Annotated in this window: 15 protein-coding genes; 6 read left to right on the plus strand and 9 right to left on the minus strand. The window is 55.5% G+C overall.

What is annotated here, in order from left to right; genetic code table 11:
- Positions 1-201 precede the first annotated feature (201 nt).
- The 3 genes from QRN36_RS01035 (at position 202) to QRN36_RS01045 (ending at position 3,246) form a co-directional block, all read left to right on the plus strand.
- On the plus strand, positions 202-1,674 hold the full coding sequence (locus QRN36_RS01035; RefSeq protein WP_285422439.1) for an anthranilate synthase component I family protein: 1,473 nt from the start codon (positions 202-204) through the stop codon (positions 1,672-1,674).
- Positions 1,671-2,252 carry an aminodeoxychorismate/anthranilate synthase component II gene (locus QRN36_RS01040; RefSeq protein ID WP_285422440.1) on the plus strand — a complete coding sequence of 194 codons (582 nt, stop codon included), beginning with the start codon at positions 1,671-1,673 and terminating at the stop codon, positions 2,250-2,252. Before QRN36_RS01035 ends, QRN36_RS01040 begins: the two co-directional genes overlap by 4 nt.
- Positions 2,253-2,445: 193 nt before the next feature.
- Positions 2,446-3,246 carry a LuxR family transcriptional regulator gene (locus QRN36_RS01045; protein ID WP_285422441.1) on the plus strand — a complete coding sequence of 267 codons (801 nt, stop codon included), beginning with the start codon at positions 2,446-2,448 and terminating at the stop codon, positions 3,244-3,246.
- Positions 3,247-3,568: 322 nt separating this feature from the next.
- Here the strand turns inward: QRN36_RS01045 and cutA are convergent, their stop codons facing one another.
- Positions 3,569-3,880, minus strand: coding sequence for a YqfO family protein (gene cutA, locus QRN36_RS01050; protein ID WP_285422442.1), 312 nt, complete (start codon positions 3,878-3,880; stop codon positions 3,569-3,571).
- A 6-nt stretch (positions 3,881-3,886) separates the two neighbouring features.
- Positions 3,887-7,786, minus strand: coding sequence for a phosphoribosylformylglycinamidine synthase (gene purL, locus QRN36_RS01055; RefSeq protein WP_285422443.1), 3,900 nt, complete (start codon positions 7,784-7,786; stop codon positions 3,887-3,889).
- A gap of 214 nt (positions 7,787-8,000) precedes the next feature.
- Here purL and mltF point away from each other — a divergent pair, with 214 nt between their 5' ends.
- Positions 8,001-9,461, plus strand: a complete 1,461-nt coding sequence (mltF, locus tag QRN36_RS01060) for a membrane-bound lytic murein transglycosylase MltF (RefSeq protein WP_285422444.1) — start codon at positions 8,001-8,003, stop codon at positions 9,459-9,461.
- An 84-nt stretch (positions 9,462-9,545) separates the two neighbouring features.
- Here the strand turns inward: mltF and tadA are convergent, their stop codons facing one another.
- Positions 9,546-10,028: a tRNA adenosine(34) deaminase TadA gene (gene tadA / locus QRN36_RS01065; protein WP_285422445.1), complete on the minus strand. Its 483-nt coding sequence runs from the start codon at positions 10,026-10,028 to the stop codon at positions 9,546-9,548.
- The gene (locus QRN36_RS01070) at positions 10,028-11,401 is read right to left on the minus strand and encodes a multicopper oxidase family protein (protein WP_285422446.1); all 1,374 of its coding nucleotides are present in this window, start codon (positions 11,399-11,401) and stop codon (positions 10,028-10,030) included. Before QRN36_RS01070 ends, tadA begins: the two co-directional genes overlap by 1 nt.
- A 172-nt stretch (positions 11,402-11,573) precedes the next feature.
- Between QRN36_RS01070 and QRN36_RS01075 the strand changes: the two genes are divergently transcribed.
- Positions 11,574-14,510, plus strand: a complete 2,937-nt coding sequence (locus QRN36_RS01075) for a membrane-targeted effector domain-containing toxin (RefSeq protein ID WP_285422447.1) — start codon at positions 11,574-11,576, stop codon at positions 14,508-14,510.
- A gap of 156 nt (positions 14,511-14,666) precedes the next feature.
- Positions 14,667-15,038: a PH domain-containing protein gene (locus QRN36_RS01080; protein ID WP_285422448.1), complete on the plus strand. Its 372-nt coding sequence runs from the start codon at positions 14,667-14,669 to the stop codon at positions 15,036-15,038.
- Between the two features lie 460 nt (positions 15,039-15,498).
- On the opposite strand, the gene QRN36_RS01085 is transcribed toward QRN36_RS01080, so the two are convergent.
- The 5 genes from QRN36_RS01085 to QRN36_RS01105 form a co-directional block, all read right to left on the minus strand.
- Positions 15,499-16,473 carry a PD-(D/E)XK motif protein gene (locus tag QRN36_RS01085; RefSeq protein ID WP_285422449.1) on the minus strand — a complete coding sequence of 325 codons (975 nt, stop codon included), beginning with the start codon at positions 16,471-16,473 and terminating at the stop codon, positions 15,499-15,501.
- Between the two features lies 1 nt (position 16,474).
- Positions 16,475-18,745: a Z1 domain-containing protein gene (locus QRN36_RS01090; protein WP_285422450.1), complete on the minus strand. Its 2,271-nt coding sequence runs from the start codon at positions 18,743-18,745 to the stop codon at positions 16,475-16,477.
- Complete coding sequence (locus QRN36_RS01095; RefSeq protein ID WP_285422451.1) at positions 18,742-20,340, minus strand: ATP-binding protein; 1,599 nt, start codon at positions 20,338-20,340, stop codon at positions 18,742-18,744. The genes QRN36_RS01090 and QRN36_RS01095 overlap by 4 nt, the downstream gene beginning before the upstream one ends.
- Before the next feature lie 8 nt (positions 20,341-20,348).
- Entirely contained in the window at positions 20,349-21,695 is a 1,347-nt protein-coding gene (gene dcm, locus QRN36_RS01100; RefSeq protein ID WP_285422582.1) for a DNA (cytosine-5-)-methyltransferase, read from the minus strand.
- 345 nt (positions 21,696-22,040) lie between these two features.
- On the minus strand, positions 22,041-23,021 hold the full coding sequence (locus QRN36_RS01105) for an IS5 family transposase (RefSeq protein ID WP_285422452.1): 981 nt from the start codon (positions 23,019-23,021) through the stop codon (positions 22,041-22,043).
- Between the last annotated feature and the right edge of the window lie 201 nt (positions 23,022-23,222).

The raw sequence follows: 23,222 nt of genomic DNA on the forward strand, positions 1-23,222 counted from the left end.
CTGGGCACTTCTGTCCTAGGTACTGTTGCGACTCGTCTGCATGCCGATGTCGGCTGCATTACGAACTGGTATCAACAGTATTCTGCCGGAATCGAAATCATCAGTGTCGATACAAACTAACGCGCCTTTTTCTTAATACTTATCTATTTATCGCCTCCCTATCACCTATTGCATCAACACATATTAAAACTGGAATAATCTATGGAAAGTAATATTCTTAGGGTCGATGTTATTCAACAGGAAGAGCGTCAAACAAACGATGCTCTTGGTGTTTATACGCATGCACTGGCGCACTTAGATCGTCATTCGGTTTTCATTCTTGAGTCCCTCTCAGGACCCAGCCGCGATCGACGGGCGACGATCATCGGCATGGAACCACTTTTTGAAGTGTGCATCGACGATGAAAGACATGCCCGTTTGCGCGGCCGGCCTGAACTCTGCCAACACCTTTACAGCTGCCTGCGCCAACAAGGCATGAGGATCGGGCCCGAGCAGCAGATCGAACTACCCGACAGCGAATCCGCCTGGCACCTGCTCCGATACATCCAGAACCTATTCCAGGGGGCTCCTGACAAGCCACAGAGCCTTGCGTACTTTGGCTATTTCTCATACGACAGCGTGCGATTGATCGAACGCCTGCCCGATTTGGCGGAACAGACTCACGACTACCCGCTCATTGCTTTGTCGGTTTACCAGACATTGGTCTACTTCCACAGTAACGGCACTGTCGAAACCTTGATCAATAACCACGCCTTGTGGGGGACGCGCGACCTAGAGCACTACCCGTTCCTGCGAGCCTCAAATCCGGTGAGCCTGCAGGAACAGCCTCATTATCCGCAGGTCTTCGAAGAAGTCCGCACGGTCACTCCGGAACAGTTCGCGCAGCGGGTAGAAGTGGCAATGGAGCATATACGAGCTGGAGACGTGTACCAGATCCAGCTCGGTCATGAGATCCGTATTCGCTCGCGGATCACGCCGCTCGACGTTTACAAGAGCCTGCGCATGCGCAATCCGTCACCCTACATGTATCTGGCCCACGTCGGCGGGATCGATCTGGTGGGTGCAAGCCCCGAACTGTTCGTCAGAATCAAGGACAACCTGATCGAAATGCGCCCGATCGCCGGGACAGTAGGTAAAAGGCCCGGCGTCGATCCCACCGAGCTGGTGTTGGAGCTGACACGTTCGGAGAAGGAACGCGCGGAACATCTCATGCTCATTGACCTATGTCGCAATGACATAGGCCGAGTCTGCCAGCCCGGATCTCTAGAGGTCGATGAATTCATGCTGGTAGAGGAGTATTCCCACCTTTACCACATGGTTTCGAATGTTCGTGGGTTGCTACGCCCAGGCATGGATGCCTACGACGTGATCAAGGCGTCATTTCCAGCCGGGACGATGTCAGGCGCCCCCAAGGTCAGAGCGATGGAGCTTATCGAAGCCATGGAAAGCAACCGACGAGGCATCTATGCAGGCGCCCTTGGACTGATCGGGTTCGACGGCAGCGTCAACACGGCTCTGTGCATTCGTTCAACCGTGCATGACCAGGGCACCTACTACCTGCGCGCCTCCGCAGGCGTGGTAGCCGACTCGTCACCCCAAATGGAGTGGAAAGAAACGTTGTACAAAATGGGTTCCGTTTACCGCGCAGTGACCGGAATGGAGATCGCACTGTGAAAGTATTCTTGATCGATGCCTACGACAGCTTTGTCTTCATCATCAGCCAGTACCTTGAGCAGATCGGGCTGGAAACTCGTGTCGAGCGCCATGACCAGCCTGACCTCATTGAGCGGATCGAAGCTTTCGCGCCAGACTTTTGTGTATTGGGCCCTGGGCCGGGCCACCCAGGGGATGTCGGCTATATCGAACTCATCCGGCATTTTCAACACCGCCTGCCACTGCTGGGTGTTTGCCTCGGCCATCAAGCAGTGGGGCTGGCATTCGGGGCTCAAGTCTGCCGCGCTCCTCACGTCATGCATGGCAAGGTGAGCCAGATAGAAAACGATGGCAAGGGGGTCTATGCCCACACCGAGGGTCGATCTTTCAACGCGACCCGCTATCACTCCCTCATGCTCACCGACGCAGGTTTTCCTGACTGTCTGGAGGTGACCTCGAGGTCAGCCGACGATGGCTACATCATGGGCGTCAGGCATCGCACGTTGCCCATTGAGGGCGTTCAGTACCACCCCGAAAGTATCCTCACGGAAAACGGCCTGGACCTGTTCCGCAGCTTCATCCGGCATTACGTCGACTGACCTGCATGGCGGCGGGATGGGCCTCACTTGGAAGGCTTCCCCGTACCAGCGGACGCGCAAATGCCTGGGTTTGCGTATTGGCTGACACGGATGTGCCAAATCAGCGCTTCCCACATGTGTGGGCACACCTTGGAACGGGTGCAGACAATGCAGGCGCCAAGCCAAGTCCGGTATTAACAGGAGCGAATTGTTTATGGACAAATACAACGCGTCGGCCTCTGCGAGCAAGCAAGCCGAGAGTGCTGAGACATTGACCACTTTCATGAGCCTTGCCAAAGACATCCACCGGTGCGACTGGGAGCGCTTGCTGAAAAAAACTTTGCGTGAACTAGGCTTCGCTAGGTTTCTGATAAGTCTTGGCCCCGCCAGACCAGACGAGAAGGACCCTTTGAGCGGCGTCCTCACAACGTTCCCCAAGCAGTGGCTGGAACATTACTGCCGCAATGGGCTAGTAGAAATTGACCCTATCCTCAAACATTGCCGCCAAGAACTCGTACCGTATTTCTGGTCTGCCGAACGCCGTCGGGCACGCGGCCGGTCGCGCAGATTCTGGGAGCTGCGCGAACAATATGGACTGCGAAACGGCCTGAGCATCCCCCTACGCTACGAATTGCTAAGAGGCACCCTTAGCGTGGCCTTTGACGACGTTCAGGCTGCTGAGCAAACAGCTGTGTTCGATCCTGCCGTAAGCCAGCTATTTATGCTCGTACCCTACCTACTGGCCGGCATTGGCCATCAGTTTCAAAACTCAACGCCGGAGCGACAAGGCCTGACGCCCAGGGAGATGGAGTGCCTGTATTGGGCAAGCGCTGGCAAGACGAGTTGGGAGATCAGCCACATCCTCACACGCTCCGAACGCACCATCGACTTCCACCTGCTCAATGCCCGTCGCAAGCTGGGCTCGGTCAGCCGGCAACAGGCAGTTGGCACTGCCGCTGCTTATAGGCTGATTGCTCCCGCTGGCGGCAGGCCGTGTTACAGCCGTCAAAGGTGAGATTTTTCCTTCGGAACCGGGCGACGGCTAGCGATTCAACAGGTGATGAAACGAAGCGTCAGGCAAGAACGACGTGGTGGGTGAGCTTTGACAGGAGCGTTCTCTTGATGCTCGCGAAAACCACGGCAGCCGATTGTTGCGGGGATGGAGCGCGGGGGTCAGTGAGGCGTTGCGGGGGATGGTGAAAGCCGGTTGATACATCGATCACCTAACTGCATGTGATCTTTACGGAGCGAGCTTATTTGCGGGCGTCGGGTCAAGCACAGGTCAGTGTTGTCGCGAATAGATTCGCGGTGGCAGCCGTTTGCGCTGACAGACAATCTCAGAAATCTTCCAACCTCCACACTTCATAAGCCGGGGTTTCGTAGGGGTGGCTGCTTTTCAGGGCAGCCACGACCTGCTGGATCAGCTGATCGGCGACGACAAGCTCGACCTTCCACTCCTGAACCTGCTCGATCTTGCCGGCCTGCCCAATGAACGGCTGGCTGCCGTCCAACGGGCGAAACTGGCCTTGACCGAGCACCTGCCATGAGCAGCTGTCATAGGCACCGATTCGCCCCGCCCCGGCGGCGAACAACGCACGCTTGACCTCTTCCACGTGGCTCGGCGGTACGAAGAAGGCGAGCTTATACATCCCTTATCAGTTAACCCAGACGCGAGCGTTGCGGAACATGCGCATCCACGCGCCGTCTTCAGCCCACTCATCCGGACGCCACGAGTTGTTCACCGCACGGAACACGCGCTCAGGGTGCGGCATCATGATGGTGACGCGACCGTCGCGGGTGGTCAGGCCGGTGATACCGCGCGGCGAGCCGTTCGGGTTGGCCGGATAGGTTTCAGTGACCTTGCCGTGGTTGTCGACAAAACGCATCGCCACGGTGCCGGACAAATCGCTTTCGAGCAGCGCTTCGGACGACTTGAACTCCGCATGGCCTTCGCCGTGGGCGATGGCGATCGGCATGCGCGAACCGGCCATGCCTTGCAGGAAGATCGACGCCGATTTCTGGATTTCGACCATGGCCACCCGCGCCTCGAACTGCTCGGAGCGGTTACGCACGAAGTGAGGCCAGAATTCGCTGCCCGGAATCAGTTCGCTCAGGTTGGACATCATCTGGCAACCGTTGCACACGCCGAGGGCGAAGCTGTCGCTGCGCTCGAAGAAGCCCTGGAAGGCATCGCGGGCACGGCTGTTGAACAGTGCGGATTTCGCCCAGCCTTCGCCTGCACCCAGAACGTCGCCATAGGAGAACCCGCCACAAGCGACCAGGCCCTTGAAGTCGTTCAGGTCGACACGACCGGCGAGGATGTCGCTCATGTGCACGTCGACGGAAGCGAAGCCTGCGCGGTCGAAGGCGGCTGCCATTTCGACCTGACCATTGACGCCCTGCTCGCGCAGCACGGCCACTTGTGGGCGAATGCCTTTCTTGATGTAAGGCGCGGCGATGTCTTCGTTGACGTCATAGCCCAGCTTCACGCTCAGGCCAGGATTGTCTTCTTCGAGCAACGCATCGAATTCCTGATCGGCGCAGTCGGCGTTATCACGCAGACGCTGGATCTGATAGCTGGTTTCAGTCCACTGGCGTTGCAGCAGACGACGATCGCCTTTGAACAATTGCTCGCCATTGAGGCTGACGATCACTTCACTGTTGTTGACCGGCTTGCCGATCACGGCAACGCAATCTTCGCCCAGTCCGGCAGCGCTGAACTGCGCCAGCACCAGCGGTGTTGCGTCCTGACGTACCTGAATCACCGCACCCAGCTCCTCGTTGAAGAGGATCGCGGCAGCTTTTTCACGCTTGCCGGTGAGGGTGTCCAGTTCTAGGTCCAGACCGCAGTGGCCGGCGAACGCCATTTCCAGAGCGGTCGCCATCAGGCCGCCGTCAGAACGGTCGTGGTAGGCCAGCAAATGGCCGTCAGCGTTGAGGCCCTGAATGACGGCAAAGAATGCTTTCAGGTCTTCGGCATCATCGACGTCCGGCGCAGCGTTGCCGAGCTTGCCGTGGGTCTGGGCGAGAATCGACGCGCCCATGCGGTTCTGGCCACGACCCAGGTCGATCAGGATCAGGTCGGTCACGCCCTTGTCCATGCGCAACTGCGGGGTCAGGGTCTTGCGAATGTCAGTGACCGGTGCGAAACCGGTGACGATCAGCGACAGCGGCGAGGTGACGGTCTTCTCGGTGCCTTCATCGCTCCAGCGGGTCTTCATGGACATCGAGTCCTTGCCCACGGGGATGGTGATGCCCAGCTCAGGGCACAGCTCCATGCCGACCGCTTTCACGGTGTCGTACAGACGCGCGTCTTCGCCCGGATGGCCAGCGGCGGACATCCAGTTGGCCGACAGTTTGATGTCGGAAATCTTGCCGATGCTCGACGCTGCGATGTTGGTCAGCGTCTCGCCGATCGCCATGCGGCCGGAAGCCGGCGCGTCCAGCAGCGCCAGCGGCGTGCGTTCACCCATCGCCATCGCTTCGCCGGTGTACACGTCGAAACTGGTGGCGGTGACCGCGACGTCAGCCACAGGCACTTGCCACGGGCCCACCATCTGATCGCGATTGACCAGACCGGTGATGCTGCGGTCGCCGATGGTGATCAGGAAGCTCTTGCTCGCCACGGCCGGGTGATGCAGCACGCGCTGAACGCTTTCTTCGATGTCCAGAGCACTCGGGTCGAAGTCGTCGCCCAGCTCGGACTCGCGATTGGCCGAACGGTGCATGCGCGGCGCTTTGCCGAGCAGGACTTCCAGTGGCATGTCCACCGGGCTGTTGCCGAAATGGCTGTCGGTGACGGTCAGTTGTGGCTCTTCGGTTGCCTCGCCGACGACGGCAAACGGGCAACGCTCACGTTCGCAGATGGCTTTGAAACGCTCGAAGTCCGGGGCGCTGACGGCCAGCACGTAACGTTCCTGGGATTCGTTGCTCCAGATTTCCAGCGGCGCCATGCCCGGTTCGTCGTTCGGCACGTTGCGCAGTTCGAAACGACCGCCACGGCCACCGTCGTTGACCAGTTCAGGGAACGCGTTGGACAGACCGCCCGCGCCGACGTCATGGATGAAGGCGATCGGGTTGGCATCGCCCAGCTGCCAGCAGCGGTCGATGACCTCTTGGCAACGACGCTCCATTTCAGGGTTTTCACGCTGAACAGAAGCAAAATCCAGATCCGCCGAGCTGGTGCCGGTCGCCATGGAAGAAGCGGCGCCGCCGCCCAGGCCGATCAGCATCGCCGGGCCACCCAGCACGATCAGCTTGGCGCCAACGGTGATTTCGCCCTTCTTGACGTGCTCTTCGCGGATGTTACCCATGCCGCCCGCCAGCATGATCGGTTTGTGGTAGCCACGAACCTCTTCGCCGCGCGGAGTGGTGATCGATTGCTCGAACGTGCGGAAATAGCCAGTCAAGGCCGGACGACCGAATTCGTTGTTGAACGCAGCGCCGCCCAGCGGCCCTTCGATCATGATGTCCAGCGGCGTGACGATGCGCTCGGGTTTGCCGTACGGCTTTTCCCAAGGCTGTTCGAAACCCGGGATATTCAGGTTGGAAACGGTGAAACCGGTCAGGCCGGCCTTCGGCTTGGCACCGCGACCCGTCGCGCCTTCGTCGCGGATCTCGCCACCGGAACCGGTCGATGCGCCCGGGAACGGGGCAATCGCCGTCGGGTGGTTGTGGGTTTCGACCTTCATCAGGATGTGCACCGGCTCCTGCACCGCGCCGTACTGGCGGGTTTCAGGGTTCGGGAAGAACCGACCGGCGACGTTACCGACGATGACCGACGCGTTGTCCTTATAAGCAGAAAGAACACCTTCGTTGTGCATCTGGTAGGTGTTCTTGATCATGCCAAACAGGCTTTTTTCCTGGCTCTGGCCGTCGATGTCCCAACTGGCGTTGAAGATTTTGTGACGGCAGTGCTCGGAGTTCGCCTGCGCGAACATCATCAGTTCGATGTCGTGCGGGTTACGCGCCAGGCCGGTGAATGCGTTCACCAGATAATCGATTTCGTCTTCAGCCAGGGCCAGGCCCAGTTCGACGTTGGCCTTTTCCAGCGCAGCGCGACCGCCGCCCAGCACGTCGACAGCCGTCAGCGGCTTGGGCTCGGCATGGCTGAACAGACCGGCAGCGTCTTCCAGCGCGCCCAGCACCAGTTGGGTCATGCGGTCGTGCAGGCTGTCGGCGATCAGTTGCGCCTGAGCGTCGCTGAACTGGCCTTCTACATAAAAGGCAATGCCGCGCTCAAGGCGCTGGATCTTGGTCAGGCTGCAGTTGCGCGCGATGTCGGTGGCCTTGCTCGACCACGGCGAGATGGTGCCAAAACGCGGCAGCACCAGGAACAGACGACCGCGAGGCTCTTGAACCGGCACGCTCGGGCCGTATTTCAACAGGCGGGCAAGCACTTGCTGCTCGTCTTCGGTCAGGACGCCGTTGACCTCAGCGAAGTGGGCGAATTCAGCGTACAGGCCACTGACAGCGGGAACTTTATCGTTCAGCTGCTCAAGTAATTTCTTGTGGCGGAAGGCGGAAAGGGCGGGAGCACCACGCAGGATCAACATCGTCGGGACAGCCTCGGGGAAGGGGGTGTGCTTTGAGGCCGTGCATTCTAGCCTAAACCGGCCCTTTCGGCACCCGAAACGACGGCATCGAACGCAGCCGAATGTCGGTGCGAGGCTGTCGCCTACACAAACGGGTAAAAAAACTGCTCGCCTATCAGACGCAGCTCTCGCTGTCGAGATATGGCGGTATGGCTCCTTTGCGTATACTGCACCGATGTTTTCCCAATCAGATTTCCGCCCACGCTGTGCCAAGTGGCTCATCGCAACCGGAATCTTCCTGCTGCTCGGCGCGTGTGTGGAGAAACCCAACACGCTTGAACGAGTCAAGGAGGATGGCGTTCTGCGCGTCGTCACCCGCAACAGCCCGGCGACCTACTTCCAGGATCGCAACGGTGAAACCGGTTTCGAGTACGAACTGGTAAAGCGTTTCGCCGAAGATCTGGGAGTGGAGCTGAAGATCGAGACAGCTGACAACCTCGACGACCTGTTCGACCAGATGAGTAAACCCGGCGGCCCGGTGCTGGCTGCTGCGGGCCTGGTCAGCACTGAAAACCGCGCCAGACAGGTGCGTTTCTCGCACTCTTATCTTGAAGTCACCCCTCAGGTCATTTACCGCAACGGCCAGTCTCGCCCCACTGATCCGGGCGATCTCGTGGGAAAGCGCATTCTGGTGGCCAAGGGCAGTAGCCACGCCGAGCAACTGGCGGCGCTGAAGCTCAAGTATCCGGGCATCAATTACGAGGAGTCCGATCAGGACGAAGTCGTCGACCTGCTGCGCATGGTGGACGAAGGCCAGATCGACCTGACGCTGGTGGATTCCAACGAGCTGGCGATGAACCAGGTGTACTTCCCTAACGTGCGCGTGGCCTTCGACCTGGGCGACGGTCGCGATCAGCGCTGGGCGGTGGCGTTGGGCGAGGACAACAGCCTGCTCAACGAGATCAACAGCTTCCTCGACAAAATGCAGAAGAACGGCATGCTGCAGCGGCTCAAGGACCGTTATTACGGGCATGTCGACGTGCTGGGTTATGTCGGTGCGTACACCTTCGCTCAGCATTTGCAGGAGCGCCTGCCCAAGTACGAGAAGCATTTCCAGTCAGCGGCCAAGGAAGAACAGGTCGACTGGCGCCTGCTGGCGGCCATCGGTTATCAGGAATCGCTGTGGCAGCCGAGCGTGACTTCGAAGACCGGCGTGCGCGGCCTGATGATGTTGACCCAGAGCACCGCGCAGGCAATGGGTGTTTCGAACCGGCTCGACGCCCGGCAGAGCATTCAGGGTGGCGCGAAGTACTTTGCCTACGTGAAGGATCAGCTGGATGATTCCATTCAGGAGCCTGATCGCACGTGGTTGGCGCTTGCTTCCTACAACATCGGCACCGGCCACCTGGACGATGCGCGCAAGCTGGCCGAAAACGAAGGCCTGAACCCGAACAAGTGGCTGGACGTGAAGAAGATGCTGCCGCGTCTCTCGCAGAAGAAGTGGTACAGCAAGACCCGCTACGGCTATGCCCGCGGCGGCGAGCCGGTCAGTTTCGTCGCCAACATCCGTCGTTATTACGACATCCTCACCTGGGTGACTCAGCCGCAGATGGAAGGCGGCCAGGTGGCGGAAGGCAGCCTGCATGTGCCCGGCGTCGACAAGACCAAACCGCCTGAAGAAAAGGCCCCGATGTAAGCTTGGCCGCCATGCTCACTGTCGGCGCACGCGGCTCCTCAGGTTATTCGGCAATTGTCAGAGCCGAATCAGACGCGCCCTTGATTATCCCTTCGCCCTTCTCATCCTGAAAAACTCGCTCAGCATCGTCCCGCACTCCTCGCCTAACACGCCGCCCTCGAACAGCACGCGATGGTTGAGAAACGGTTGAGTGAAAAACTGCCCCTGACTCTGCACAACGCCGGCTTTCGGCTCCGTTGCGCCGTAGACCACTCGGCTGACCCGCGAATGCACGATCAGACCCGCGCACATGCTGCACGGCTCAAGCGTCACGTAGAGTGTGCTGCCCGGCAGACGATAGTTGCTGACAGCCTGTGCGGCTGCGCGAATGGCGATCATTTCGGCGTGGGCGCTGGGGTCGCTGCCACTGATCGGGCAGTTGAAGCCACGACCGATGATCACCCCGTCATGCACCAGCACCGCGCCCACTGGCACCTCGCCCAACAACGCCCCTTCTGCCGCCAGGGCCAGCGCTTCTCGCATGAAATGCTGATCGCGGCTGCGATCGATAATTTGCGGCTGCCGCATTAAGAAACCTCGATAGCTGCCATAAGACCGGTCTCCATGTGATCGATCACATGGCAGTGGAACATCCACACGCCGGGATTATCCGCTACCAGCGCCACGCGTGCGCGCTCGTTTCGCCCCAACAGGTAGGTGTCGGTGAAATAGGGGATCACCGTCTTGCGGTTGGACGCAATGACTTTGAAGCTCATGCCGTGCAGGTGAATGGGATGCTGGTACTGCGTCATGTTTCTGAGCTCGAAGATGTAGCTCTTGCCCTTCTGCAGTTTGGCGATTGGCCGGTCGGCACAGGTTTTATCCGTGATGTCCCACGCCTTGCCGTTGATCTGCCACAGGCTTGGGGGCTTGCCGTTTTCAACGTTGACCGACATCGAGCCGGCCCACTCGAAATTGAAGTTGAGCTTTTCGGCATTCGCCAGATCAGGTTCAGGAAGCGGGTTGGCCGGCAGCTCAGGAGGCCATTCGCCCGGACTGTCGGCGTTGACGACCGATCGGAACGTGCCCAGTCGCACAGGACCATTGCGCAGGGCAAGCGTCTGGCCGGCAGGCGGCGCCTTGATTGCCAGGCAAATGCGCATGCCCGGACCGAGCCAGTAATCCTTGCCCAACGGCCGCGGTTTCACCGGATTGCCGTCCAGCGCATAGATCATCGCTTCGGCGCCCGGCAGGTTGAGGCGATAGGTGACGGTGTTGTCCAGATTGAGAATCCGCACACGCGTGATCTGTCCGGCCGGCAGATCGATCACGCCCTGAGGCACACCGTTGAGGGTCGAAAGCCTGCCTGCGGTGCCTTCCCGAGCGGCCTCACGGGTCACGCTGAAGTCCGTGAAAGCCCCCTGCTCGTCCACGTGCCAGCTTTTGAGGCTGACCACGCGTTCATGCGCAAACCCGGTGGGTTCGCGCTCCTCGACGATCAACGGCCCGATCAGTCCCCGGCCCAGTTGTTCACTGCTGCTGACATGAGGGTGATACCAATAGCTGCCTGCGTCGGGGACGCGGAACCGGTAGTCGAAATATTCGCCCGGTTTGACCGGCAGCTGCGACACATAGGGTACGCCGTCCATTTCCAGCGGCAGGCGGATGCCGTGCCAGTGGATGGTGGTCTCGACCGGCAGCCGATTGATGAAACGCACCCGTAGCCACTCGCCCTGCCGGATGCGCAGCTCCGTGCCGGGCGCCGAACTGCCGAACGCCCACGCCGGGGTCTTGTAACCGGGGACCAGCTCAACGTCCAGCGGCGCGGCGATCAGCTCGTAATCATGCCCTTCGCCCGGCCCGGCGCGACCGAGCCAGTACCTCGACACGCCACCCGCGCCCAACCCGACGACGGCAAGACCGGCCAGACCTCCGAGAATTTGTCGACGGGTAAAAGACATGTGCGCGCGAGCCTCAGAACCACAGATGACGCACCGGGCAGCCGATGCGGGGCGAACACGATACACCTGCGTTTACACAAAATTAAGGCTGAGGGGGGTGTAGTACATATTTAGTGCCAATTGAGTTCGGATTCGCGAGAAGCTTGCCCCTCATTCATCAAGGACGACGGATATGAACACCCTCAATGGACAGCCTCGCGACCTGAACACTCGCGATCGATCAATACTCATCAGCATGAGCCAGCGCCTCGTCGCGGCGTGCCCCGACATGCGCGAAATGGCGCGCGAGATTGCCCGGGAAATCCTGGCCAGGCATGGCAACCCAGATCTGGAGCCCGACCGTGTCTTCTGGCATCGATTCAACAGCGCCTCCAGCAGCGCCCGGACCTTTACCGGCTGGCAGCACGTTGACCCGCCCTGCGAGTCGATGACCCTGCCGCAGCTGGTGATGCGTCGGTTCAACCCCCACGATCAGGACAACGCCGACACCTTGCAGATGCTCAGCGGTTTTTACTCGGAAGGCCCGCAAGCGCAGGCGTTCGATGAGCACAACGAGATCAGGATGCTGCCCTCCGACGCCCTCAACGACTTCTGGCAGGTGGATTTCAAGCGCCGCTTTCTGGCGAAGCTGCAGACCTATCAGACGCAAGAAGGCGACGACTTCCGCACGCTGAGCAAATCCACTTTCTTGGGCAAGGCCCTGCAAGACCATGCCGCAGGCTGGCTGACGGGTGATGAGCTCGAGCTGATTTTCCACACCGCCGGGCTTGAGACCGCCGGACCGGTGACCGTCAGCGCGCTGCAGTCAACCTTCGTTCCTGCCGGGAAAACGCGCGTCTGCACGTTCGATGTGCTGGGTTACGAGGCCAGCGACATCCTGCGTATCGTGTGTGAGGACGGTCGGCAAATCCTGTACACGCCCGGCGAAGTGCAGGCCTTTCATGTCCTCGACACCCCGAAAGATCTGCACTGGTGGTTGCTGATGCAGAACAACCGGACTGAGCGTCGGGCGCGGTTCATGAGCCACTTTCCGCTCTCGGCGCATGGTCAGGCGAACGAAGCGGCTGGCCTGCTCAACGGCCTGGATCTGCTCTACAGCACCTGGGGCAGCGACCATCCTTCGGTGATCAACCAGAGCAGCCGTGAGCTGGGCATCGATCCCTTCACCTGGCTGCGCGACTCTCACCAGGCTCGCATGCGCGCCGACGCCGCCCTCTCACTGCGTTCCAACGCCGAACTGCGCAGCCAGATGTGGCTGGGCTATCTCAAGGAGGTGGGTCGAATCGCCGGTCCGCTCGCGGCTCTCGACTGGCCTATCGCGCTGGCCGCCGTGGGTGCCGGTATTGCTGACATGGGCCTCAATATCGATCAGGCGGTCAACGGCCACACAACCGCGGAGCGTCAGGCGGGGGTAATCGGCGCCGCCACCGCAGCCATCGAGGCCCTGTTCGACAGCCTGTTCCTGCTCGACGCCAACGCAGCGGATTTTGAAGCGCCAGGTCATGACGGCAGCCTCATCGACCCAACGCCAGAATTTGAACAGGCCACGCCATTGGCCCCTGTTGCAGACCTGACGGAGCTCGCGCCGGGGCCGGTCTATCCAGTTGAGTCAGATGGGCTGCTGGCACCTTTCGAAACGAACATGCTGCTGGATGGCTATGAACCAGCTCGGGCAGAAGGCCGAATGAAAGGAATTTGTCTGACGGAGCAAGGCGAAACATTCATTGAGATAAACGACTTTGCCTACGCCGTACGCTACGTAGAAGAAACCGGGGGCTGGGTCATCGTCGACCCGCAAAACCCGTTTTCCTTCTATCGCAACGTGCCAGTGCGACTTGACCCGTCCGGTGTGTGGAAAACCATCACGCGTCCCGGCCTGCAGGGCGGCGGCAAGATCTTCGGCAAACTGCGCTGGGGCCGCCCTGCGACCACGGCGCCGGCCACCTCCCGGGTTCCCGGCCCCTACGAAATCCCTGAGGCGTTGAAAGCGGATGTGGAAGACGGCGCGCTGCACGGCGGCCGTCTGGTCGACGAGGCCTACACATCGTTTGACCCGGATGCACCGGACCCGTACACGGAGTTCAAACGCCTCAGGCGCATTTTGTGTGCGGACGCGCAGGAGTTCTACACACGCTACGAACTCCCCGCGCGCCCTGACTCTGCCGCCATCGACGTGAGCGCACCGGTTGGCAAAACCCTGAAAAAGCTTCTGGAACGCACGCCGGGCGTTGTCTTCGGCGAAAGCCACTCAAGCGTGGGCAGCAAGAAATTTCTCATCGAGCAGATGCCGTTGCTGGCCAAACTGAAGGTCAAAACGCTGTACATGGAGCACCTGCTGACCGATTTTCACCAAGCCGATCTGGACGCCTTCGCAGCCACCGGCAAGATGCCCGACAAGCTCGAAGAGTATGTGAACGCGCTGGACAAGGGCCATCACACCGATAAATCCGGCCAATACACATTCATGGCGGTCCTGAAGGCGGCCAACGAAAACCACGTTCGCATTCAGGCGCTCGACTGCATGACCAGCTACCGGCTTCAGGGGCTGGGCAAGAGCACAACAGTTCGCCAGCAGGTGATGAATTACTTCGCCAAACTGATCATTGACGCCGATCAGACGGCCAACGGCGGGAAAAAATGGGTGGCGCTGGTGGGCAATTCCCACGCCAATACCTACCTCGATGTGCCAGGCCTGAGCGAACTGGAAGGGACGTTCGGCGTGAGAGTAGAAGACACGGGAGCGAGCGAAACGATTGCATTCGAACAGGATCCCGGCGCGCAAATGACCAACGAACTCGGCCGACCGGCCGGTCTGGTCAAAAGCGATTTCCGCTTGCGCGTACCGACCGCGCGCGCGACACCAAACGTGTCGGCCATCGAAGGGCGCCTGACCCGTGCCGGCATGTTCGCGGTCGAGCGTGCAGAAGACCGGTTGGTAATCGTGCATCGCAGCCAGGACGCCTCGGTGGTGCGCACACCGATCATGCTCGACGGCTCACATTTTTACATTGATCGACCAAGGTGGCCGCGCGTCAGCGGGCGACGTTTCGAATCGCTTCATGACCTGACCACCGCGCTGCAATTGATGGGCATGACGCTCATCGAGTGACGTCGCGGATCACAGCGCCGGACACTGCCTGAAGGGGTGATTGGCGCTGAACCCGGCTGATTTTCCACGGCCTGCTCACACAGGTAGTATCAGCGAACGTCACCGCGATGCCCTTCGGCAACCGGGATGCATGGCCACTAAGAGGATATTCCACGGATGATCGACTTCAACAACAAAGGCTTCTTCAAACTCAAGCAGAACGACGAATACGCCGAGCGCGTCACTGCCCTGCTGCTGGACGGCGAGACCGTGATCGACTCCTACAAATCCATGCGCGATGGCGTGGTCTTCACCAACAAACGCATCATCGCCGTGAACGTGCAAGGCATCACCGGCAGCAAGAAAGACTTCACTTCGCTGCCATACAAAAACATCGTGGCCTACTCGGTCGAAACGTCGGGCACGTTTGATCTGGACTCGGAACTGGAAATTTACTTCTCCGCCCTCGGCAAAGTGAAATTCGAATTCACCGGCAAGACCTCCATCGTCGAAATCTCGAAGCTGATCTCGGCCCACATCTTTGGTTGAGCACGCCGCGCGGGCGGATCGGGATGGAGGTTGTAGTCGGCCAGATACAACAAAGGCGCCTGCTGGCGCCTTTGTCGGGGTGGGTCAGATCATTCCCACTCTATTGTAAATAACGTCATAATCACCAACAAAATTAGGGAAAATTGAGCCTGATAAAATCTCATACCATGCGCAGTACCATGACTAAAAACTCGAACCCGCTAGATATCTCCCCTATCAGATTGCTGAAATTCCGCAGCGGCCGTTGCCTTGGTCAATTGACGTAACATCATTACAAGCTCATCATTACTTTCACTGGCTTGAACCGCTTTTAGCAACTCAACGGCATGAGCGGGATCAGCACGTAGCTGCTCTGCTCTACCATCACATCATCATGGGAACGATCTTTCATAATTCCGAGCCAGGATTGAAAGAAAATTGAACAGAGAACGCACCGAACCCAGGACTATTTCCTGCTCAATTAGATGTCGATCCGCCTCTCTGGGAATCCATATAATACGTGCATTTTTTCGTGAAGCGAGGACTCAACGCCCTCGAGATTAGCAGCATAACGGACGTTCGAAATGCGACTGTCCAACACCTCACTGAAAGTCGGAATATCTAACAAGCTGTAAAGCCTGAAACTATCTTTTGAGAAGTTCCAATCAAAACGGCGATCCAGGTTCTGTGAAAAATCAGCCCCCAAAGCCTTGGCGACATTACTCCAAAGCTTTTTACGAAGGTCAGGATAAGCTGATATTGATTGGTCGATATCTTTTGCAAGATCCATCACTCCGACCCCTCCATCGCTTGGGAGCATCAGCAGAGAGGCAACCAAGCCATGCGTGTCTTCGGGGATACGCAACTGACTCAATGAGAACTCATGCACTCTTATCATTTTTGTCGTAGCCTTGACTTCAACAAACCCACTCTCTAATGAAAAATCAAATCTCTCATAAGGATCATTATGCCAATGTCGCAAAAGATCGAACTTCCTAGAGGAGATTTTTATAACAAAAAGCTCCGCCCAGAAACCAGTAATTTCTATTGCACTGGGCTTGATTAGCTCGCGAAACAAATCCAGAATATCCTGAATAACAGAATTAATATGCTTGGTTTCAGCGACTGCAGGCAGTGTCTCGATGACAGCCCCGAAGCATTTTATAAATATATCATATAACTCTGGAACATCAGGGGCACATGCGATAATTGCAAATTTATCTTGAACACTTACCCCTCGAACGTTAACCCTACATAAATTATGAAACCTGACATCTAGATACCGATACTGAACACCGGGCACATAGATTGCTGGACTAGCATCATGGATTAAAAAAACGGGTTCACCATGCGCACCTTTTGCAAGAAAGTCTTTCCGCTCTGTTGAAATTGCAGAAGCAAAAAACTCTCCCGACTCTGTAGCCGTCGATAACTCCGAGAAAAGAGAGGTTAGCATTTCAACCTCGAGCCTCAACCAACAACGTCTTTTTCATTTTCTTTGGAATATTCAAAGCAAACCACGCGACATCAAGAATATCCGCGCTAGACCTATCTCTCTGAATAGTGCCCAAATCAAACTTCCTCAATTGCAGTGTTACCCGATCACCAGAACAATAGTCTCGATCATTAAACGAATCTGCGCTTTGACTAAAATACTGATTTATGGGCGCATAATGACTTAAAGCAGGCTGACCACGACCAGCATTCCTCGTCCGGTACCCCGTCTGGAGCCTATTCATTAGGTAGACATCTGCACTTGAACTGTCGTTCTCCCTCAACAAAATAGATAAGGCTAACAGCATCGCGCTATGCTCCTCAGCATCTCGAGGATCACGAACGAGGATTTTCAATAGAAACTCTTCAACTACTACACGCAGCGGAACGCCATCGAATACATCATGCGGCGATGCACCTTTAAGAGACGAAAACTTAGATAAAACACTAGCATTTACAGTGGGTCCAAAGCGCTCCTGCCAGCTGACAACAACCTCCTTCAGCAACATTCTGTTTGCGACTTGGGCGGATACATCTCGCTGAAGGACGTCCGGGACTAACCATCCGTCTGCGGGAATTCGCCTAGTCCCTAACCCTATTACGTTTGGTCTAGTTGGCTTTAGTAACTCAGTCAGAACAAAGTCTCGGCGCCATTCAACCAATGGCTTACCTCTATGTTCTATTAACGCGGACCTAACGAACTCTTCATGCTCCACATAATCTGTGAACGCCTGCTGCACACTTGGCTGCACAAAGACCCTACACAGCCCCAGATACTTGCGTTTGTAGCCAAAAAACCGAGCTCGCTGCTGGAGCGTATCCGCAGTCGGTACCCCGCCCAAAGGCCGCGGCATATAGGTGATGCATAGTCCCTCAACTGTATAACCACGATCTAGTTTAGCTCCACCAACTAAAATCCAATAGCGTGTCTGCTTCCATGTGATATTTTTTTCAGCATCGGGCGTGCCGTTAACCTCTACAACTATTAACTCATCAAAAACATCATCAATCATTGCATCGATTAGGTCAGGAAGCGCCCTAAGGTTCGGTTCCGTTGAGGCTAATGAGTCGTACTCCTCAGAGAAAAGCTTCAATACTGCGCTAGGATTTCTCTGATATTGATCCTCAACAAAGCTTGAAATGCTAGCCCTTGCCTTATCGACCCAATCTTTATATTCCTTGTGAGATGAAGTCTTAATTGCAGGGTGCACCATCATCGAACGATTTCGGTCCTTCCCTGACATACCTTTTTCTCTGGTAAGGGAGTGATGCGCGGCAACAAGGAGAAAGAATCGAAGCGATTTTAGAAGGCTTTTTGGAGGCCCAGTCAATATATTATCTTTAGTAGGCACCTCCAACGGAGGAATTTGACAAATAAGACTTTTGTTCTCAAGAAAAAATGCTTTCCCTCCAGTATAGGCGTCACCGGGAGTAACAATCTCAGCAAAAGAAGCATTGAGAAGATCAGTCTGTGCAATTAAAAGATTAGCTTGCGGAGTAGCCGTATATTGCAGATAAGAATGATGGGGCAACACTTTCCTTAAATTTAAAATCTTCTCGTAGGTCGCGCTCTTTTCTTCGTCCGAAACCTGAGCGGTACGATTTTTTGAGGCCTTTGTATTTAGACTTGCCTGATCACTCTCATCATCAATAATTAAGGAAGGAGTCGTTGACAAGTTAATTTTCCTTAGAACGTCGGCCAACTTCTCTAAATGACCACCATGTTTCAACACAGTAATTAGCAGAGCTTTTTTGGTGGCCTTTTTCGTCCAAGCGCTAACCTTACTTTCAATTTGGTTATGTGCCGCTTTGGTAGGGTTGGAAAGATGGAACCAGTCATCTCCCCCATCTTCGATACCGAGATCCTTTCGCAGCCGATGCTCCGACTGGTCTCTCAAATTATTCTTTGTCCCAGCCAAAACGATGACCAAGCCATAACCATTATCGCGAGCCAGCGCAATCACCGTCTCGAATGACATCGTCTTACCACTTTGGACATATCCTACAACCAGTCCTGTTTCTTGCCCCGAAGGCTCATAGGGCGGTAGGCAACGACCTAAGATCCTTTGGGCCTCTTGAAGAACCGAATCAACGCCTTCAGTCAAATCTTCGAAGCTTGGACCGTTGGGATCTTTCGACTTAGCTCTAAGAAAGTCACCTGTGAACTCCTTCAACTCAGGAATCCATCGTAGCGGAGGAGATAACGCAGACAGAATTCTTACTGAGGTAGTCATAAAGTTCCTTTTTGTGCCAAAGTGTCACGCATTAACTGATTAAAATTAAAAAGAAAAGTTTCAGGAGCCGCGCCGGTCATATCCTCTGCCAATACAAGTGAAACGCAAATCGCAGTGGCCACCCTTAAATAGAGCTCGACATTCTCATTTCGCGCACCTAGAAACTGGATTGAGAATGGATGCGCCAGAGAAATATCGATAGTCAATCGTCTTACTCGACTGGCTTTATCATCATTCATCTCACTCTTTGCAACTGAAAGCCAGTCTTCGCTCGCAGGATCTACTGTGACCTTTAGCAATATTATCCATAGATATCTACCGTCATGCACTTCAACTGTTCTTTCAGAAGCACTGAGTTGATTACTATCAAGTTCTAAAGGCAGCGAGTCCGGTTCCGCCGGACTTACCCGGGCCTCGACAATATACGGGCCTACCTGATCCTCAATATAATCAGCAACTGAATCAGTAGCAGCTATAGCCTGTGTTTCAATACTACGTCGACTTGGAGTACTTCGATAGGATTCAGCTTGCAGAAGAAGATTTAGAGGTGACGCCTCCAACTCTTGCTTCAAATACTCAAGAAATATGTCCTCGTGTTCTTCCCAGCGAAAACCGTCTTTCGTATGACTTACATCGAAACCTTCTAGATGAAGCTCTCCAAATAAACGTTGATATGGATAACTATTGGTCTGTTTAAATATCTGGCTTGGCCTGTACGACTCATCATGACTACCTTCAATGAGCCGATCTCTTCTAAACAGGGCAAAGCCGGCAAGCGGTGTGGACCCTACTTCGCGCAATGCTGCAAACCCTGTCACTCGCTGGCCTTTACCAAAATCAAAAGCTATCTTCTTCTGCCACGAGACGGGCTTAATGTCTTCACCCTTAATTGGTGTGCCTGCCGATGCGAATGGAACGGCGCTGAGAATTGCCGGGGATGAATATTCAAGAGCCTCCCCATTAAACTTCAGCTCCAAATTTCCCTTACGAAGATAAACTCTATAAATGCTGGCAAGATGAGCCCTAATCTTCCCGATAGTACGTCCTTGAGGAATATGGTGGAGGTTCCACAAAGTAACTACAGTATAATGTGACTCCGAAGCCTCCTGACGCTCTTTTGTGTTAAGACTTTCCAACTTCCTATCGACAATATCTTGAATATCAAAAGTTATTGTTCGCTCAACATTTTCGCCTATTGCCTTTGTCCTAACTGACCAATTCTTGGCAAACCAACAAGCGGCACTTTTCATGCCCATCCCAAACTCTGAAAGCCCCGATCGATCAGACGGCGCTTGTGCAGTCCTGAATGCACGAGGAAAATCATCCCCCGCAATTCCGGCCGCATTATCTTTGATTACTATGCGTCCGGGATCACCAGCATCGACATCAATACTGATCTTTAACTTGAAGCCTTGCCCATGAGTTTTTTCAAACAAAACCCTATTGGCCTCAAAGCTCTGTATTGCATTATCAATAAATTCCGCCATGGCGAACCATGCTTTATAATTTAGGTGCTGAAGCACAGACAGCATAGTAACTTCTGGGCGAATTCCTATTTCAACACTTCCCTGTGAATCAGAACTTACTTGCTTCATAAAATTTATTACGCCTTTTCAGCACCTACATCATGATTCGAATGACTCTCAATGATCGTGGCTCTTTTAATTAGAGCCTTAGCCACTGACTCTACGACAATTGAATTCACCGCATTACCAAGCGCTTTGAACGCCTGCGTTTGACTATCTGGGAGCTTTTTCAAGGTATGCAGGCTTTGTAATCTTGCACACTCGCGAGGCGTCATGTAACGCCGCTGCCACCCAATTATTGGAACCTGCGTGTCTGTCATCGCTATCAAGCTGGGCGCTGTATTTCGGCGTTTGACGCGCACCCCAGATGCTCGAAACTGCAGCACGTAGTCCCAAACATTTCGAACTCCGCCCTTTACATTCCATTCGAATTTTTGCAAACTTGATGGAAATTTAAGCACCTCAGGTAACCAAGGCTCTATCCATTCTTTGTTATCAGCGTAAAACTGCCTGTTCAAACGAATGAAATCCTTTTTCCATTTTGGAAATTTTAGAGTTGCGGTCCTCGCATGACTAGGTAGAGCGGCCCATCGCTCCTCAAGAGTCCTTAATTTTCCAATTTTGCATCCGTGACTTCCCTTAAATCCCTTGAGCCCATCCATCCCGCTCAACTGCTTTAATGCATAAGGTGTCGTATCCTCAAAGGGATATGAAGCTCCCCACTCCATCGACCACAGCGGAAACCATGGCGGTTCTACATTTTCTGGACATAGCTTTAGAAACTTATCCCAAACTTCAAGACACTCTATAACTTGCGTAGATAGCATCTTTGCATCAGCAGGATGATCGTCGAGAACTGTATCAATAGACGTAGGGGCATCGGTTTTTTTTGGCCAGGAGAAATCCTCAAGCGGAATAAGGGAGCCAACTATATAAACCCGCTCACGAATCTGAGGAATTCCGAAGTTGTGAGGAGAGAGCTTCTCAGCAGCAATATGATAACCGAGCCCATCATCGCCAGTACCGAGAATCGCTTGAATTTCTTTCCATGTCCGCCCTTCGTCATGCTTTAAAAGGTTCGGGACATTTTCAAGAATAAAATATCTAGGCTTCTTCTCCGCTAATATTGCGGCAACATTAAAAAATAGATTTCCTTGCTCTGTACATTCAAACCCCAGTTGCTCGCCAGCTTTTGAAAACGGCTGGCACGGGAACCCTGCTGTCAGGACATCGTGATCAGGAATATCGTTCAGGGAAACGCCGGTTATGTCTCCGGCCGGATACAAACCAAAATTGACATTATAGATTTCGCGTAAATGCTCTTTCCACTCCGCAGCGAAAACGCACTCACCACCTAGCCGGTCCAAGGCGAGGTGAAACCCTCCTAGGCCAGCAAAAAGATCTACAAAACGGAATGACTGCATTTGATTCAAAGGGTTCAGGCTCTCTGGTTTCCTACAACAGAGGATGACCAAGGGCCGGTCGACCGGCCTACGCAACGGTTTCCGACCCGGATTAGAGATGGCATCCCAGCTGGACACATAGTACCCGTTTCGTGGTCACAAATCACTCAGCAGCACAACCTCGATTCCGATCTTGTATCGCAACCTAGCTCTTTCTAGGCGCCTAAATTTTCAGCAGCCTAGGGATGCTCCGATCAACTTGCCGCGCAGCGATGGCGGGCCGTACTTCGCCAGGCAATCAGCGCTATGCCCTGAAGACGGCCTAACGCAGCGTGCGGCAGAGCGTTTTCCGCTCGGTTTTCCGTGTTAAGCGCGCAACTCACCCAAGCCCATCAATAGTTTTCGAGCCATCCACAGGTTCGATAGGGCGAACAGCGTGGTCAGTTGGGCCGTGTTTTTCATCAGCCCACGAAAGCGTACTTTCACGTAACCAAACTGGCGCTTGATGACCCGAAACGGGTGCTCAACCTTGGCGCATGTCTGCGCTTTGCAGTACTCGATCTTGCGCTTGGCTTTGTACAGCGGGCTGCGTTTGTTCAGCTTGGAATACGTACTGCGCCGTGCCGCGATTTGCCAGATCACGTCACGATTCTCGTGCTCTTTACGCTTCTCGACACCGGTATAACCTGCGTCCGCATAGACCGCGTTTTCTTCCCCGTGGAGCAGTTCGGCGACTTGAGTGACATCGGCCACATTGGCCGCAGTGCCGTGGACGTGATGAACCAGTCCTGACTCAACGTCAGCGCCGATGTGGGCCTTCATGCCGAAGAAATACTGGTTACCCTTCTTGGTCTGATGCATCTCGGGATCACGCTCGCCGTCTTTGTTCTTGGTCGAGCTTGGGGCATGAATAATGGTGGCGTCGACGATGGTGCCCTGGCGCAGCGACAGGCCTTTTTCCTGCAAATAACCGTTGATGACTGCGAGGATGGCAGGCGCCAGTTGATGCTTCTCCAGCAGGTGCCGGAAGTTGATGATCGTGGTGTCTTCCGGGATCGGCGCACTCAGTGTCAGACGCGCGAACTGACGCATGGGCGTGATTTCGTAGAGCGCCTCCTCCATGGCCGGATCACTCAGGGAAAACCAATTTTGCAGCAGGTGAATGCGCAGATTGGTTTCCAGTGGGTAAGGTTTTCGACCGCCACCTGCCTTGGGGTAGAAAGGTTCGATCAGCCCCAACAGCCCTGCCCAGGGCACGACCTGATCCATCTCGGCAAGGAAGCGCTCGCGGCGGGTTTGCTTGCGCTTGCCGGCGTACTCGAAGTCAGAAAAGCTCATTTGGCTCATGGGCGGCTCGGATCAGGTGGTCAGGCGATTTTCGCATGCCCGGGACTTATTCGGAGAATCCCTAGCTCCCCGCGAAATGTTGCCATTCGCCTTGCCGCGTCGACAAGTCGGTGCGTTTTCTTTGGTGATGCCTCTCATGGCGGCTATTGCACAGTGGCGCCTCAAACGCCGCAGCGGCTGTCAGCCTCGCAGAGCAAGATT

Origin of the sequence: Pseudomonas sp. efr-133-TYG-103a (assembly GCF_030209235.1) — a bacterium.
Lineage (GTDB): Bacteria > Pseudomonadota > Gammaproteobacteria > Pseudomonadales > Pseudomonadaceae > Aquipseudomonas.